This is a genomic window from Vibrio gazogenes (genome assembly GCF_002196515.1).
GTDB classification, from domain to species: domain Bacteria; phylum Pseudomonadota; class Gammaproteobacteria; order Enterobacterales; family Vibrionaceae; genus Vibrio; species Vibrio gazogenes_A.
Window position 1 is genome coordinate 1,549,196 of record NZ_CP018835.1, and the last position, 16,258, is coordinate 1,565,453.

Genomic DNA, 16,258 nt, shown 5'->3' on the forward strand with positions numbered 1-16,258 from the left:
TTATATAATAAAATTCAAAGAAAATTTAGCGGAACGCAAGTCACATTCATAGGGTAAATTTTGCACAAAAAATAGAATAATCATTAAAAAACATAGAGATATAGAAAATCAAAAATACCAAAAAATTATAAATACAAAAGAATCATACTTCGATCCATGGTCTAACCAGAACAAAAATAAGAATATATTAAAAATAATTAACTAAAAGACAGAATAAACAACCAAAAAAATTCAAATAAACAACACATTCATCAAAATAGTCTTTACCGTCGTACTATCCTACATTCTATAATTCTCAACCCAAATAATGACTATTTTTAAAAAGTTTGATCAATCTCAATAATAACTATAAGATTTTCACAATTTTTCATAGCAATCATGAAAATACAGACTAAATATAAACTCATCAGCTATATGCTCTGATCTTTTAATTTAAAACACACTTTTTCACATAGCATTGAATAAAGGAGCTCAATGACAAAAATAACATTAAATAGATAGCGGACGAAAAATAACGCTGTTGATATATTTATTATACATATCGATACCGCTACTAAAATTAGTGTAAAAACTCAAAAAAAATAACCAAATGAAATGTATTTAATATGCTATTTGGTGAAAAATTTCACAAAAAATACATATTAAATGTGTATATAGACACCGTCGGATTATTAAACTCACACCATTCAAAAAAAATCATTAAATTAGAAAAAGATAAAAAACCTCTTTAATTTAATAGAAAATAATAATAAAAGCGCCCCATGCTCAACTGCTCTTACCCCCATCTTCTAGTGATAAACAGTCATAATAAATATTCACATTTGGGTAATAAAAGACTCAAACCCTCTTCCTTGAACCCGATTCGCTCAGACATCACACCATGCATCAGTCCCACTGATATTGAAGAGAGATATGAATCACAACAGGGCTCTGATACGTCTGATGCGTTCAGGATGGCAACATGATTTTGAAATAAATTGGATCACAAACAAGGCTATTAATTGGGATATACGGTATAAAAGAGCTGAGTCAGACAGCTGTATTTTCTCTCAGGAGGAAAAGATAAATGAAACCATCTGAGAGAATGTTACTCTACTGACAGGATGATTGCTGTTACACTAGGGGCAGTTGACCTTTCGTGGTTGAATTTTGTTCAATCTGAACAGGTATTGATCGCGGCGCGGGGCATACCGCTTAGCTATCCGAAGCAAATGACCCGCAACAAAGAGCAAGACTCGTTCAGATGAACCCTCTGGGCAGCATTGGTCGCTCATTTATCCAGCGTTAGGTCATGGTTCATGTAGATCGCTACACTTCACATGACCTGTCTTGACTAAATGCACGACAAATTGCTGCAAAAACCATCACGAAAGGTCAACAGCCGCTAGGAAATATTAGAAAAGTTGAACGATATTACAGTTGAAATAGTATATTATTAAAAGACTCCAGTGGTTATGGTGATGAATTTGGACCACAGTTTAACAAAACAGATAGAAGAGATATGCGCAGCAAGAGGTGTCAGGTTGACTTCTCAACGCAAACAGGTCTTTGAGCTTATCTGTTCCAGTAGGAAAGCATCCAGTGCCTATGAGCTGCTTGAAGCGCTACAGCAAAGCGAACCGCAGGCGAAACCACCAACCGTTTACCGGGCACTCGATTTCCTGATGGGGCAAGGCTTCATCCACCGCGTAGAATCAACAAACAGCTACATTTCATGTTGCTCTTGTAATGCTCATAAACACTTCTCACATCTTTTAATCTGCAAACAATGTAGTGATGTGACCGAACTTCAGGATGAGACATTGGTCTTATCACTGGAACATAATGCAGAGAAGCACGGATTTAAGATTACAAACCATGTCATTGAATCTCATGGAATTTGCCAAACGTGCTCCTCAGAAACAAAGAGAGATACAGTAAAAGATTATGCGCGCTGAGTTTGTAAATCCGTTTTTAGCGTCTCTGATGAACGTATTAAAAACAATGGCTTCACTTGAATTAAAACCTCAGAAGCCAAGAGTCAAGAAAGATGAAATTGCCCGAGGTGACATTTCGGGTCTGATCGGTATGGTCGGAGATCAAACCCGAGGATCGATGTCGATTACTTTTGATGAAAGCCTCGCATTGGAAATCATGCAGAACATGTTGGGCGAACGCCCGAATGGCTTGAATGAAGAAGTGACCGATATGGTGGGTGAAATCACCAACATGGTGACTGGCGGGGCCAAAAGAATTCTTGCTGAAAGTGGCTTTGATTTCAATATGGCAACCCCCGTTGTTGTATCTGGGCGCGGTCATACTATTCGCCATAAATGCGAAGGTGCGATTATTATCATGCCTTTCACCTCTGCGTGGGGAAATGCATTTATCGAAATCTGCTTCGAGTAATTTTCTGATTTGTAACGATGTAAAAACAGGAGATGGCGTTACCATCCCCTGTTTGTTTTTTTGCATCACGCAAAATGTTCAGTCTTAACGTAATGCTTTATACGCATTAATCAGTCCATTGGTTGAACTATCATGAGATGTCACTTGCTCATCACTTTCCAGCTCAGGCAAAATTGCATTTGCCAACTGTTTACCCAGCTCAACGCCCCACTGATCAAAAGTGAAGATGTTCCAGATTACGCCCTGTGTAAAGATTTTATGTTCATAGATCGCAATCAACTGACCCAGTACCCGTGGTGTAATTTGCTTGACCAGAATTGAGTTGGTCGGACGGTTCCCTTCAAATACTTTAAACGGTACAAGCTCAGCAACTTCCTCAGCTGTTTTACCAGCAGCAATAAACTCAGCTTCTACTTGCTCTGTCGTTTTACCAAACGCTAAAGCTTCTGTCTGCGCAAAGAAGTTAGATAACAGTTTTGGATGATGATCCGATGTCGGATTATGTGAAATCGCAGGTGCAATGAAATCACAAGGAATCATTTTTGTGCCTTGGTGAATCAACTGATAGAAAGCATGTTGACCATTAGTTCCCGGTTCACCCCAGATAATCGGCCCTGTTTGATAATCAACTGGCTGACCATTACGATCAACATACTTACCATTTGATTCCATATTTCCTTGCTGGAAATAAGCAGCAAACCGATGCATGTATTGATCATAAGGCAGGATCGCTTCTGATTCCGCACCATAGAAGTTGTTGTACCAAATGCCAATCAGAGCCAACAATACCGGGATATTTTCTTCAAATGGCGTCGAAGCAAATGCCTGATCAACCTCATGCGCACCAGAGAGCAATTCAACAAAATTGTCAAAACCGATCCCCAAAATAATTGATAGACCGATTGCAGACCACAACGAATAACGCCCCCCAACCCAGCTCCAGAATTCAAACATATTGTCGGTATCAATACCAAAAGCAGAAACCGCTTCAGCATTGGTTGAAAGCGCTGCAAAATGTTTTGCGACTTGAGATTCATCTTTTGCTTCCGCAAGAAACCAATCGCGCGCGGTGTGGGCATTGGTCATGGTTTCCTGCGTAGTAAATGTTTTGGATGCAACGAGGAATAATGTTGTTTCTGGATTAACCTGCTTGAGTACTTCAGCAATATGCGTCCCATCAACATTGGAGACAAAATGCATGTTGAGGTGATTCTTATAAGGCTTCAGCGCTTCTGTCACCATATATGGCCCTAAGTCAGAACCACCGATACCGATATTGACAACATCAGTGATCGCTTTGCCGGTATACCCTTTCCACTCACCAGAGATGATACGTTCGGAAAAGTATTTCATTTTCTCCAGTACCGCATTCACTGCTGGCATCACGTCTTCACCATCTGAATAAATCGGTGTATTAGAACGATTCCGCAGCGCCACATGCAAAACAGACCGATCTTCTGTCCGGTTAATTTTTTCACCACTGAACATGGCTTCAATTGCGCTTTTCAGGTCTGTTTCTTCCGCCAGAGCCAACAAGAGTTTCACGGTCTCTTCATTGATGAGGTTTTTAGAATAATCGACCAGAATATCATCGCCAAAACGTTGCGAGAACGTTTCAAAGCGCTGACTGTCTTGATTGAAAAGTGTTTTTAAGTCAACACCTTTCATCGATTCAAAATGAGCAGACAGTGCTTTCCAAGCCTGAGTTTCTGTTGGGTTGATATTTTTTAGCATGGTATCTATCCCGAATTTAATAGGTCCTATTCTGCCGAGCAGCATGAGTGATCGTTACAGAATTCCAGAGACAAAAAACAAATCAATTGTAGCTAATGTACCAATTCATCTAACGAGGTCACAGCCATATCCCGATTTGTATCCGATTCGCTGATTATACTTAATTTTCAGAGCGAAATTATGTTTTAGCTCAAATCAAACGAGTCAATTTTTATTCCATTGGTACAAAAAAGTGATTGTACGGTAACTAGAAACACCCCACTATACAGACACGAGTGAAATTAACAATCGTTCTAATAGGTGCTTACAATGTGGTCACAAACCATCATCTATCTTCAGGAGAAACAGCGCGGATTTCACCTGATTACCGACGAAGTTGTCGAACAACTCCCTCAAATTCAATCAATTTCCATCGGGCTGCTCCATTTATTTATTCAGCATACATCAGCCAGTTTAAGCATAAATGAAAACGCAGATCCAACGGTTCGTCTTGATATGGAGGCTCACTTTAATCGTAGCGTTCCGGAAAAAGCCCCCTACTATCAGCATACCTATGAAGGTGATGACGATATGCCTGCTCATATTAAATCATCAACACTTGGGGCAAGCCTGACGATCCCGATTACTCAAGGGGAACTGGCCATGGGAATCTGGCAGGGGATCTATTTAGGGGAACATCGGAATCATGGTGGACAACGACGGATCGTTGCGACCATTTCAGGAGAGTAACCGCAATTTCATTCTAAAGCTTGGTTTGATACGAAAAATTGGATGAGTGAAATGATCACTCATCATCAAAATCAAACGCAGGCCCTGCGTAGTTGTCGAAACGAGAGTATTGGCCTTGGAACGTTAAGCGCACCGAACCAATCGGACCGTTCCGCTGCTTACCAAGTATGATTTCGGCAGTTCCTTTCATCGCACTATCCGGATGGTAAACTTCATCACGGTAAATAAACATAATCAAATCCGCATCCTGCTCGATAGATCCTGACTCCCTCAGATCCGAGTTAACGGGTCGCTTGTCTGCCCGCTGCTCCAGAGAGCGGTTTAACTGGGAAAGGGCAACCACAGGCACATTTAACTCTTTCGCCAACGCTTTCAGGGAACGCGATATTTCTGCAATTTCCAAAGTCCGGTTATCAGACAGTGCCGGAACACGCATTAATTGCAGGTAGTCCACCATGATTAATGATAACCCGCCATGCTCTCGGGCAACCCGACGAGCACGTGAGCGAAGTTCTGTAGGTGTCAGCCCTGAGCTGTCATCGATGAACATATTTTTCTTCTCCATGAGAATGCCCATGGTGGAAGAAATTCTGGCCCAATCCTCATCATCCAGATTACCGGTTCGTATTTTGGTTTGATCGACACGAGATAGCGATGCCAGCATCCTCATCATGATCTGCTCAGAAGGCATCTCCAAAGAAAAGATGAGCACCGGTTTGTCTTGCTCCATCGCTGCGTTTTCACACAAGTTCATCGCGAACGTTGTTTTCCCCATCGATGGACGAGCAGCAACAATGATTAGGTCGGAAGACTGCAATCCAGCCGTTTTCTTGTTCAAGTCAGTAAAGCCGGTATTGACGCCAGTGACACCATCCTGAGGACTTTTGTACAAGATTTCGATTCTTTCTAATGTTTTCTCCAGAATCGAATCAACATTTTGTGGGCCTTCATTTTCATTGGTTCTCGACTCTGCAATTGCAAAGACTTTACTTTCAGCAAAGTCTAGCAAATCTTCTGAACTGCGCCCCTGGGGATCATAGCCTGCATCGGCAATCTCATTGGCCACACCAATCAGATTACGGACCAAAGCCCGTTCAGCAACAATATCTGCATAGGCGTTGATATTTGCAGCACTTGGCGTATTTTTGGCAAGATCGGTCAGATAGGCAAAACCACCGACATCATCCAGTTGCTCACGCTGTTCCAGAAACTCAGAGAGTGTAATCAAATCAAGTGGTTTGCCGCCTTCCAGAATTGATTTAATACCATCAAAAATCAAACGGTGTGGTCGGCTGAAAAAATCACTGGTCACCACACGTTCGGCCACGGTGTCCCACCGCTCATTATCCAGCAACAGTCCTCCCAGAACGGATTGCTCCGCTTCTAGCGAATGGGGAGGCATTTTAATGCCTTCAACTTGTGCGTCAGTTTGCTTACGATTTCTGTTTTCAAACTTGGAATTAACCATGACTTTTCTCAATAACACAACAAAGTGTGCCCATTATAACGAGAATATAGAATTTGTAATTATCTCATGCAGAATTAACCCAGAACTGACTATTGACTGGGCCATCCACTCTAGTATTGTCTTTAGCTTAATGGTTAGTTTCTAGAGGTTTCGTGTGCTTAGGTGTTGGCTGATGCCCTTCAGTCTTTGTATTATCAGTGCTGTTCATGCAGAAGAAGAATCAACAGAACAAGAAATGCCAGCTCCGCTTCAGGGTCAGGTCGAGCTCGGCTATCAAAGGCATGCAGGGAATACAAATACAGAATCGCTCAATGTGAATATAATGGCTGAATACACCGAAGGGAGGCACCGGACAACAGGCAAATGGGAGTTTTACCGACTGGATAAATATGGCGGTGAATACAAAAGAAAATCGACCTATACACTCCAGTCTGACTACAAAGTCAGTCCAAAAGGTTATGTGTATGGTAGCTTCAATGGGATTGATTCTAAATATAGTGCTTATTTTAAGGACTATACCTTCTCGGCAGGTTACGGTTATCAGCTGACACATACTGATATGCTAACCGTTGAGCTTGAAATCGGTCCGGGTTATCGATATCAAAAACCAAACCTCGATGAACTCGATGATGATGATCTAATTTTCCCTGAAACGGTGAGAGAACCAATTGCCCGAGGAAATGCCAGAATCGATTGGAGTCTGACAAAAACAGTGACGCTGGGCGGAGATGTCACCGTTGTCTCAGGAGATAGCAACACATTGCTGACTACCAAAATCAATCTGACCAATGATATTACGCAAAATCTTGCTTTGAAGCTGGATTACTCTCGTTCATATCACTCACGCGTCCCTGATAGTCTCAAAAAAGCGGACAGCGCAACGTCAATCAATGTTGTCTACCATTTCTGAATGCTAAAACAATATTTTCTATGTTTTGAAAACATAAAAAAACACCAGCATAAGCTGGTGTTTTTCAATACTGGAGCAACTGGATAACTATTCAGCAACAACCTGTAGTTTAACGTCTGCAAACACTTCAGAATGAAGTTGGATGCTGATGTCATACTCGCCAACATTGCGTAGCGCGCCTTCAGGAAGACGAACTTCACTTTTGCTCACTTGAACACCAGCAGCAGTCACTGCATCAGCAATATCGCGAGTACCGATAGAACCGAACAGTTTACCTTCTTCACCAGCTTTTGATGCAATCACAACAGCTTCCAGAGCGTTTACTTGGTCAGCGCGTGATTGTGCAGCAGCGAGTTGCTCAGCGACTTGAGCTTCTAATTCGGCACGACGGTGCTCAAACATCTCAACGTTTGCTTTAGTTGCCATAACTGCTTTACCTTGAGGGATAAGAAAGTTACGAGCATAACCAGATTTTACGTTGACTGTATCACCAAGACCACCTAGGTTACCGATTTTATCAAGTAGAATAACTTGCATTGTTTAATCCTCTTTCTTAATAAACGGTGCCGATTACTGATGTTTGTCAGTGTATGGCAATAGAGCTAGGTAGCGAGCACGCTTAATAGCACGAGCTAGCTGACGCTGATATTTAGCGCTAGTACCAGTGATACGGCTTGGTACGATTTTACCAGCTTCAGTAATATAGTTTTTAAGAGTTGCTACATCTTTGTAATCAATCTCTTGGACGCCTTCTGCAGTAAAACGGCAGAATTTACGACGACGGAAGAAACGAGCCATGGGCTATCTCCTGATCTAAATTTGAGTAATCTCTTGAGCATGGAGCACCAATTTTCCCACACCATTTCGGTCGGTCTGGTAAGTAACAAAACCACTTACCTTGATACTACTGCCCTGTACTAAGTTGTGAGTGAAAGACTTTGACCGTTGACCACTAACCACGACGGGCATACGACAATAAACCTGCCTAGGTAAATCCGCTTCAACAGCAACCGAACGATGTTCTAACCAAAAGCGACAATGTTCGATACCTGACGGACTCTGGCTTCGAATGGGATGCTTGACAATCGTACCGCTAAGTTCCATCCGATTGGTCATAGAATCAATTACTCAGCAACGTCTGCACTGTTGTTTTCTTCTGATTTCACTTCTTCACGCTTAGAACGCTCTTCACGAGCTTTCAGCATGATTGATGGTTCAGTCACAGCAGACTTAGTACGCATAATCATGTTACGCAGAACTGCATCGTTAAAACGGAAAGCAGTTTCCAGTTCATCAACAACTGACTGCTCAGCTTCTACGTTCATCAGAACATAGTGCGCTTTGTGCAGTTTGTTAATTGGGTATGCAAGTTGACGACGTCCCCAATCTTCCAGACGGTGAATAGTACCGCCGGCTTCAGTGATAGAACCAGTGTAACGCTCGATCATGCCAGCAACTTGCTCGCTTTGATCTGGGTGCACCATGAATACGATTTCGTAATGACGCATGTTTGCTCCTTACGGATTATTCAGCTTCCACATTTGGCCCGGTCGTCCAGAGGAAGCAAGGAACGGTAAATAAGTGACCAGGAATTTAAGAGGTCGAATAGTACAGAAAGGAGGCAGTATTAGCAAGAGAAATATGACTTGGAGGCACCATAAAATAAAGGACGAACGCCTTGTTCGTCCGTTGTATCAATAACACTAATCTTCATCAACAAATTGAGCCTGAAGATAGTTCTCTAGACCCGTCATTTCAATCAAACCAAGCTGGGTTTCAAGCCAATCTACATGCTCCTCTTCATCTGCTAAGATGTCTAGAAACAGGTCTCTGGAAACATAATCACGAATATTTTCAGCATAAGCGATTGCCTCTTTCAAATCAGGGATCGCAGTCATCTCTAATTTGAGATCACATTCGAGCATTTCCTTGGTATCTTCACCAATCAGAAGCTTTCCTAAATCCTGTAAATTCGGGAGCCCTTCTAAAAAGAGTATCCGTTCAATCAAGTGATCAGCATGTTTCATTTCATCAATTGATTCATGGTACTCTTTGTCTGCTAACTGTTTAAGTCCCCAATCTTTATACATTCGTGCATGTAAGAAATACTGGTTGATTGCAATCAGCTCATTGGCCAGAATTTTGTTCAGATGTTGAATAATTATTGGATCGCCTTTCATGACAAAACATCCTCTTTGGCTCTATTAACTTTAGAACCCAACAGAGAAGTGTCAAATTTTAATCTGTAAAAACAGATAATTAGTTTTAACTAACTTACTTGTTGATACTGAGATGCAACGGTTTCATTCAAGATCTCCTTTGCCTGACGGACACACTTCCCGCATTGAGTCCCTAATGCAGTACAGCGCCGAATTCCTTTCATATCGCTAATGCCATCTTCAAGAATGAGATTACGCAGCTTTTTATCAGAAACAGAATGACAGAGACAAACAATCATAATGGCACAACACTATATAGCAACACACAATGAAAATATAAACGATAATCGTTACTATTTCCATAATTAAGTATTGCTCGATATAGAATCATGCGTACCACAATCATCTGACCGTCTTGGCACGACCTCTCGAGATAGTAATAAAAAAGGGAAGCCAATGGCTTCCCTTTTTTTAACTTGTGTTAGCTTAAATCATTATGCAAAGATTTTTGCTACAACACCAGCACCAACTGTACGACCACCTTCACGGATCGCAAAGCGCAGACCTTCATCCATCGCGATTGGTGCAATCAGTTCGACAACCATTTTCACGTTATCGCCTGGCATCACCATCTCTACGCCTTCTGGAAGCTCGATGCTACCTGTTACGTCTGTTGTACGGAAGTAGAACTGTGGACGATAACCTTTGAAGAATGGCGTATGACGACCACCTTCATCTTTCGACAACACGTATACTTCTGATTCAAACTTCGTGTGCGGTGTGATTGAACCTGGTTTCGCCAAGACTTGACCACGTTCTACTTCATCACGCTTCGTTCCACGCAGTAACACACCAACGTTCTCACCTGCACGACCTTCGTCAAGCAGCTTACGGAACATCTCTACACCTGTACACGTTGTCTTCGTCGTATCTTTGACACCAACGATTTCAACTTCGTCACCAACTCGGATGATACCTTGCTCTACACGACCTGTAACAACTGTTCCACGGCCCTGGATTGAGAATACATCTTCGATTGGCAGCAGGAATGCTTGGTCAATCACACGCTCTGGCTCTGGAATGTATTCGTCAAGTGCTGTCGCTAACTCTACGATTTTCTCTTCCCATTGCGCTTCACCGTTCAGTGCGCCCAGTGCAGAACCCTGAATCACTGGCAGATCGTCTCCTGGGAAATCGTATTCTGAAAGCAATTCACGTACTTCCATTTCTACCAGCTCAAGCAGCTCTTCATCATCAACCATGTCACATTTGTTCATGAATACGATGATGTAAGGAATACCTACCTGACGACCTAGCAAGATGTGCTCACGTGTCTGAGGCATTGGACCATCTGTCGCTGCTACAACTAGGATACCACCGTCCATCTGTGCCGCACCGGTGATCATGTTTTTAACATAGTCAGCGTGCCCTGGGCAGTCTACGTGTGCGTAGTGACGTGTCGGTGTATCGTACTCTACGTGTGAAGTCGCGATTGTGATACCGCGCTCACGCTCTTCTGGTGCGTTATCGATTGACGCAAAGTCACGTGCTGATCCGCCGTATACTTTAGAAAGCACTGTACAGATTGCTGCAGTTAGTGTTGTTTTACCGTGGTCAACGTGGCCGATAGTACCAACGTTTACGTGCGGTTTCGTACGTTCAAATTTTTCTTTAGACACGATCGTGTTCCTTCCTAGTTATGATTCACTCTAAGTAACGTACACCTAAAGTGCGCCAGAAATTGCTATTTTATGCGTCAACGTTCGTCAACGCAATAGATTCGTTATTAACCAATACCTGTGTTTTATCGACAAATAAAGGTTAACCACGCTCAGCGACAATTGCATCAGCAATATTTTTCGGCACTTCTGCGTACTCAGAAAACTCCATTGAATACGAAGCACGCCCTTGCGTCGCAGAACGCAGATCAGTTGCGTAACCAAACATCTCAGAAAGTGGGACTTTAGCATGTATAATCTTCAGCCCTGCCGGACCATCATCCATACCTTCGATAAGGCCGCGGCGACGATTCAAGTCACCCACAACATCACCCATCCAATCTTCCGGAGTAGTTACTTCAACTTTCATTAGCGGTTCAAGAATAACCGGGTTCGCTTGCAGCGCACCTTTCTTGAATGCCATTGAGCCAGCGATCTTAAACGCCATCTCACTTGAATCGACATCGTGGAATGAACCATCAAAGAGTGTCGCTTTGATATCCAAGACAGGATAACCAGCGAGCACACCATTGTTCATTTGTTCCTCGATACCTTTTGCGACCGGGTTAATGAATTCCTTCGGAATCGTCCCACCCACAATTTCGTCGACAAAAACAAAGCCTTCACCGGGTTCAGAGGGCTCAATTTTTAGCCACACATGACCATATTGACCTCGTCCCCCTGACTGGCGAACAAACTTGCCTTCGACTTCCGTTTGACCACGAATGGTTTCACGATAAGCAACCTGAGGTTTACCCACGTTGCAATCCACACTAAATTCACGCTTCATCCGATCTACAATGATATCTAGGTGAAGTTCACCCATGCCTGATATCAATGTCTGGCCAGTTTCAGCGTCCGTTTCAACACGGAATGATGGATCTTCAGCTGCCAGTTTTCCGAGGGCAATCCCCATTTTTTCCTGATCAGCTTTAGAGCGGGGTTCTACAGCGATTTGAATCACAGGTTGAGGAAATTCCATTCGTTCCAGAATAACCTTATGATTTTGATCGCAAAGCGTGTCCCCTGTTGTTACATCTTTCAAGCCAATCGCAGCAGCGATATCACCGGCACGAACTTCTTTGACTTCTTCACGTTTGTTCGAATGCATCTGGACAATACGTCCAACTCGTTCACGTTTTTCTTTGACCGAGTTATAGACAGCATCCCCGGAGTTTAATACACCGGAATAGACCCGAACAAAGGTCAGAGTACCAACAAATGGGTCTGTTGCGATCTTAAATGCAAGTGCTGAAAAGGGTTCTGAGTCATCCGCGTGACGCTCAACATCATTTTCACGCTCATCAATACCTTTAATCGATGGAACATCGATCGGTGACGGCAAAAATTCAATCACAGCATCCAGTACGGCCTGAACCCCTTTGTTCTTAAATGCACTACCGCAAGTCGCCAGAACAATCTCATTATTTAGAGTGCGAGTTCGCAAACCGAGCTTAATCTCGTCTTCGCTTAATTCACCCTCTTCAAGGTATTTATCCATCAGCTCTTCATTCGCTTCAGCAGCGGACTCCACCATATGGCTACGCCATTCTTCAGCGAGTTCGAGCATATCGGCTGGGATATCTTCATGAGTGAAAGTCATTCCCTGGTCTTCTTCAGTCCAGTTAATGGCTTTCATCTTGAACAGATCAATAACACCTTTAAATTCATCTTCTGCACCGATATTCAATTGAATCGGTACAGGGGTTGCGCCTAGTCGATCTTTAATTTGATTTACCACACGCAAGAAATCTGCACCAGCACGGTCCATCTTATTCACGAAAACGAGTCTCGGAACATGATATTTATCCGCCTGACGCCATACTGTCTCAGACTGAGGTTCAACACCAGAGGAACCACAAAAAACGACCACTGCACCATCAAGTACACGGAGAGAACGCTCAACCTCAATGGTGAAGTCAACGTGTCCGGGAGTATCGATAATGTTGATACGATGATCGGGGAATTGCGCCTGCATACCACGCCAGAATGTGGTCGTCGCAGCAGAGGTAATGGTGATACCGCGTTCCTGCTCTTGCTCCATCCAGTCCATGGTTGCTGCACCATCGTGAACTTCGCCAATTTTATGAGACAGGCCGGTGTAGAACAGAATACGCTCAGTAGTGGTTGTCTTTCCTGCGTCTACATGAGCACATATACCGATGTTACGGTAGCGCTCGATAGGAGTTTTACGAGCCACGGTTGTATCCTCTTAACTAAGGTGGACCTTAGAAAATAGAAAAGTACTGCGGGTATCCCCGCAGTACAGGAGGTATTACCAACGGTAATGAGCAAACGCTTTGTTTGCTTCAGCCATACGGTGAACGTCTTCACGTTTCTTAACCGCAGAGCCTTTGTTTTCAGCAGCATCTAGCATTTCAGCAGCCAGACGACCAGCCATAGATTTCTCACCACGCTTACGCGCAGCTTCAACCAACCAACGCATAGCAAGTGCGTTACGGCGAACCGGACGTACTTCAACAGGAACTTGGTAAGTTGAACCACCCACACGACGAGATTTAACCTCTACCGCTGGGCGAACATTTTCAAGAGCTTCTTCAAATACAGCTAAGTGATCTTTACCAGATTTCTCAGCCATAGTATCTAATGCAGTATAAACAATCTTTTCTGCAACTGATTTCTTTCCGTCAACCATAAGGATGTTGACGAATTTTGCCAGCAGTTCAGACTTGAACTTTGGATCTGGAAGGATCTTACGCTGACCAATTACGCGACGACGTGGCATGGATATTCTCCGTTGTCTTCTTCAGGTTATCCAAAACTTTTCAGTTTCTTCAAAAATTAATATTTAAATTAGTGTTTGGCCTTACTTAACGCTTATTTCAACAGAGAAACATTAAGACTTAGGACGCTTCACACCGTACTTAGAACGACCTTGTTTACGGTCATTAACACCTGCACAGTCAAGTGCGCCACGAACAGTGTGGTAACGAACACCCGGAAGGTCTTTAACACGACCACCACGGATCAAAACAACACTGTGCTCTTGTAGGTTGTGACCTTCACCACCGATATATGAAGTAACTTCAAAACCGTTAGTTAAACGTACACGACATACTTTACGAAGTGCTGAGTTAGGTTTTTTTGGTGTAGTAGTGTATACACGAGTACATACACCACGTTTTTGTGGGCACGCTTCTAGTGCTGGCACGTTGCTTTTTGCAACTTGCTTCACACGAGGTTTGCGAACCAACTGGTTAATAGTTGCCATTAACTAGCTCCTGATTTACTGAAAGTAAGCTTGTGAAAAATCTATACCCTATACAAATAGGGACGCAAAATTCTATGCACCGCGGCTAGATGTGTCAAGAAATATACAGTTTTTTTTTAGATTGGCAGGAAATATCATTCCCAAGTCATTGTACTATGGTGCTGTTCCGTCAATTCAACAAACCCGAGATAATCAGTTATCGTTGTTGAAGGACTGATACGGTGGTGAATTCCTCGGGCTTTTGCATCGGCCTGTAAAACAAACACGGTTTTTCCCGACAGCAACTCAAACGCATAGTGCAAAGGGTTTGCAGCATAAACTGCGTCTTCGATTAATAAGATGGAATCTTGCTCAGAATAGAAGGGATGAACTCGCTTCAATGCAGCGTCTGTTTTAATCACATGTAGCATAAAATGCCTCAAAAACTCAAAATTTTATCAGCCTGATGCAGAATCTCTATCATGCTTTGATCCTGTACAGTGGTCACAGGGATGATCAAATCATCTTGCGTCACTCCACGCTGCAATAACGCTGACTCAGAGACAAAGACCTGATCAATATCATACAGGTCGAGTAGTTTAAGCATCGGTGCATAATCTTTACAAAGGATATCGTCTGTTTCTTGTCCCTGCAGAAGTTGTAACACACCATCCCCCATAAAAACGACAGCAATATTTTCACTATAAGCAGAGGCCGCTAACAGCGCATCAACCCCTTCTCTTCCGGAACTTCGGCCGTGAGGTGCGTGATGAAAAACATAAATCAAACGATTCAAAACTGTATGATCCTATCTTGTGTCAACATGGCTTCAGCTAAACTCCCCAAACCAGCCTGCACAAACTCATCGGCCAGATTATCTTTAAATACACAATGTTGGGTCGCTTCTTTTTCGCTCAAAACGCCACGTCTCAAAGACGCTGCAACACAGGTTTCAAGACTGACACCATGCTCTTTCGCTAAATGTTGCCAAGCTTTGGCAAGATCGAATTCATCATTGGCAGGGACTGATAATGAGGTTCCATTTGTCACACCATCCTGATAGAAAAACACACTGACCAGTGTGTGACCTTTCTCAATCAAAGCACGCGCAAATTGATAAGCACTCCGGGCTGACTGAGTACCGTATAGTGGCCCATTGACCACCAACGTGTAAGTCAGAACACTCATTTTTCATCATCCTCAGTTTTACGCTGACGAATATAGAGATACACCGTATGTTTCGATATATTCAGACGAGCAGCAACACGATTGATCGCATCTTTAATATCAAAGATACCTTTATCGAATAACGCCATCACAATCTGTCGGTTCTTCGTATTATTCGATACTGATTTATCCGCATTGATTTCTTCGATAGTTCGCTCGACGGTCTGATCCACCAGCTCTTCAACATCACTGGCAAAGTTAACTGATGATGCCGCATCTTGTGCATCTTGATTTGGCATAAATGACTGTAGAATTTGAGAAAATGGCGCATCAAGATTGACATTAATACAGAGTAATCCAATCACCCGATTTTCACCGTTACGGATAGCAATCGTGATGGATTTCATTAAGACACCACCTTTTGCCCGGGTAAAATAAGAGCGGGAAAAATTCCGTTCTGACCCTTCTATATCTTTCAGCATCTTCAACGCTAAATCCGTAATTGGAGAACCGACCTGGCGCCCGGTATTCTCACCATTAGCAATTTTGATAGCAGAAGTATTCAAGTCTTCCAGTGAATGCAATACGATTTCACAAAAAGGACCGATCAGGCTTGCCAGACCATCTACAATTGCCTCATAAGAACGGAGAATGATTTTATCATGCTCTGTAAACGGTTTTACATGCACAGATTCCATTTCCAGTAACATGTCAGCATTGAGTGTCTCTGTCGTCGCCACGTTGTTCCAGCCTTCAAAAATATCAACAAATGAA

Annotated in this window: 20 protein-coding genes; 4 read left to right on the forward strand and 16 right to left on the reverse strand. The window is 42.9% G+C overall.

Annotated elements, in window-relative coordinates:
• The first annotated feature begins 1,454 nt into the window (after positions 1-1,454).
• The gene (zur, locus tag BSQ33_RS06935; protein WP_027694417.1) at positions 1,455-1,937 is read left to right on the forward strand and encodes a zinc uptake transcriptional repressor Zur; all 483 of its coding nucleotides are present in this window, start codon (positions 1,455-1,457) and stop codon (positions 1,935-1,937) included.
• Complete coding sequence (locus BSQ33_RS06940) at positions 1,927-2,388, forward strand: chemotaxis protein CheX (RefSeq protein WP_021021820.1); 462 nt, start codon at positions 1,927-1,929, stop codon at positions 2,386-2,388. The genes zur and BSQ33_RS06940 overlap by 11 nt, the downstream gene beginning before the upstream one ends.
• Positions 2,389-2,472: 84 nt before the next feature.
• Here the strand turns inward: BSQ33_RS06940 and pgi are convergent, their stop codons facing one another.
• Positions 2,473-4,122, reverse strand: coding sequence for a glucose-6-phosphate isomerase (gene pgi, locus BSQ33_RS06945; RefSeq protein WP_088133723.1), 1,650 nt, complete (start codon positions 4,120-4,122; stop codon positions 2,473-2,475).
• A 309-nt stretch (positions 4,123-4,431) separates the two neighbouring features.
• On the opposite strand from pgi, the gene BSQ33_RS06950 reads away from it, so the two are divergent.
• Positions 4,432-4,851 (forward strand): secondary thiamine-phosphate synthase enzyme YjbQ, encoded by a 420-nt coding sequence (locus BSQ33_RS06950; protein WP_088133724.1) that lies wholly within the window; start codon positions 4,432-4,434, stop codon positions 4,849-4,851.
• A 55-nt stretch (positions 4,852-4,906) separates the two neighbouring features.
• On the opposite strand, the gene BSQ33_RS06955 is transcribed toward BSQ33_RS06950, so the two are convergent.
• A complete protein-coding gene (locus BSQ33_RS06955) occupies positions 4,907-6,319 on the reverse strand; it encodes a replicative DNA helicase (RefSeq protein WP_021021817.1) in 1,413 nt (470 codons plus the stop codon).
• Between the two features lie 154 nt (positions 6,320-6,473).
• Here BSQ33_RS06955 and BSQ33_RS06960 point away from each other — a divergent pair, with 154 nt between their 5' ends.
• Positions 6,474-7,229, forward strand: coding sequence for a DUF481 domain-containing protein (locus tag BSQ33_RS06960; protein WP_198298166.1), 756 nt, complete (start codon positions 6,474-6,476; stop codon positions 7,227-7,229).
• An 87-nt stretch (positions 7,230-7,316) separates the two neighbouring features.
• On the opposite strand, the gene rplI is transcribed toward BSQ33_RS06960, so the two are convergent.
• The 14 genes from rplI to BSQ33_RS07030 form a co-directional block, all read right to left on the reverse strand.
• Positions 7,317-7,766, reverse strand: a complete 450-nt coding sequence (gene rplI / locus BSQ33_RS06965; protein WP_021021815.1) for a 50S ribosomal protein L9 — start codon at positions 7,764-7,766, stop codon at positions 7,317-7,319.
• A gap of 33 nt (positions 7,767-7,799) precedes the next feature.
• Positions 7,800-8,027 carry a 30S ribosomal protein S18 gene (gene rpsR, locus BSQ33_RS06970; RefSeq protein WP_000090471.1) on the reverse strand — a complete coding sequence of 76 codons (228 nt, stop codon included), beginning with the start codon at positions 8,025-8,027 and terminating at the stop codon, positions 7,800-7,802.
• 15 nt (positions 8,028-8,042) lie between these two features.
• Complete coding sequence (gene priB, locus BSQ33_RS06975; RefSeq protein WP_021021814.1) at positions 8,043-8,345, reverse strand: primosomal replication protein N; 303 nt, start codon at positions 8,343-8,345, stop codon at positions 8,043-8,045.
• A gap of 8 nt (positions 8,346-8,353) precedes the next feature.
• Positions 8,354-8,737, reverse strand: coding sequence for a 30S ribosomal protein S6 (gene rpsF / locus BSQ33_RS06980; protein WP_021021813.1), 384 nt, complete (start codon positions 8,735-8,737; stop codon positions 8,354-8,356).
• Positions 8,738-8,932: 195 nt separating this feature from the next.
• On the reverse strand, positions 8,933-9,409 hold the full coding sequence (gene bfr, locus BSQ33_RS06985) for a bacterioferritin (RefSeq protein ID WP_021021812.1): 477 nt from the start codon (positions 9,407-9,409) through the stop codon (positions 8,933-8,935).
• 89 nt (positions 9,410-9,498) lie between these two features.
• Positions 9,499-9,687, reverse strand: a complete 189-nt coding sequence (locus tag BSQ33_RS06990) for a (2Fe-2S)-binding protein (protein ID WP_088133726.1) — start codon at positions 9,685-9,687, stop codon at positions 9,499-9,501.
• Positions 9,688-9,882: 195 nt separating this feature from the next.
• Complete coding sequence (tuf, locus tag BSQ33_RS06995; protein ID WP_021021757.1) at positions 9,883-11,067, reverse strand: elongation factor Tu; 1,185 nt, start codon at positions 11,065-11,067, stop codon at positions 9,883-9,885.
• A 142-nt stretch (positions 11,068-11,209) separates the two neighbouring features.
• Positions 11,210-13,306 carry an elongation factor G gene (gene fusA / locus BSQ33_RS07000; RefSeq protein ID WP_021021758.1) on the reverse strand — a complete coding sequence of 699 codons (2,097 nt, stop codon included), beginning with the start codon at positions 13,304-13,306 and terminating at the stop codon, positions 11,210-11,212.
• A gap of 75 nt (positions 13,307-13,381) precedes the next feature.
• A complete protein-coding gene (gene rpsG / locus BSQ33_RS07005; protein ID WP_088133727.1) occupies positions 13,382-13,852 on the reverse strand; it encodes a 30S ribosomal protein S7 in 471 nt (156 codons plus the stop codon).
• Between the two features lie 111 nt (positions 13,853-13,963).
• On the reverse strand, positions 13,964-14,338 hold the full coding sequence (rpsL, locus tag BSQ33_RS07010; protein WP_038181303.1) for a 30S ribosomal protein S12: 375 nt from the start codon (positions 14,336-14,338) through the stop codon (positions 13,964-13,966).
• Positions 14,339-14,472: 134 nt separating this feature from the next.
• Positions 14,473-14,748 carry a sulfurtransferase complex subunit TusB gene (tusB, locus tag BSQ33_RS07015; protein WP_088133728.1) on the reverse strand — a complete coding sequence of 92 codons (276 nt, stop codon included), beginning with the start codon at positions 14,746-14,748 and terminating at the stop codon, positions 14,473-14,475.
• Positions 14,749-14,756: 8 nt separating this feature from the next.
• Positions 14,757-15,113 carry a sulfurtransferase complex subunit TusC gene (gene tusC, locus BSQ33_RS07020; protein ID WP_021021721.1) on the reverse strand — a complete coding sequence of 119 codons (357 nt, stop codon included), beginning with the start codon at positions 15,111-15,113 and terminating at the stop codon, positions 14,757-14,759.
• Positions 15,110-15,505: a sulfurtransferase complex subunit TusD gene (gene tusD / locus BSQ33_RS07025; protein WP_021021722.1), complete on the reverse strand. Its 396-nt coding sequence runs from the start codon at positions 15,503-15,505 to the stop codon at positions 15,110-15,112. The genes tusC and tusD overlap by 4 nt, the downstream gene beginning before the upstream one ends.
• Positions 15,502-16,224: a helix-turn-helix transcriptional regulator gene (locus BSQ33_RS07030; RefSeq protein WP_021021723.1), complete on the reverse strand. Its 723-nt coding sequence runs from the start codon at positions 16,222-16,224 to the stop codon at positions 15,502-15,504. The genes tusD and BSQ33_RS07030 overlap by 4 nt, the downstream gene beginning before the upstream one ends.
• Between the last annotated feature and the right edge of the window lie 34 nt (positions 16,225-16,258).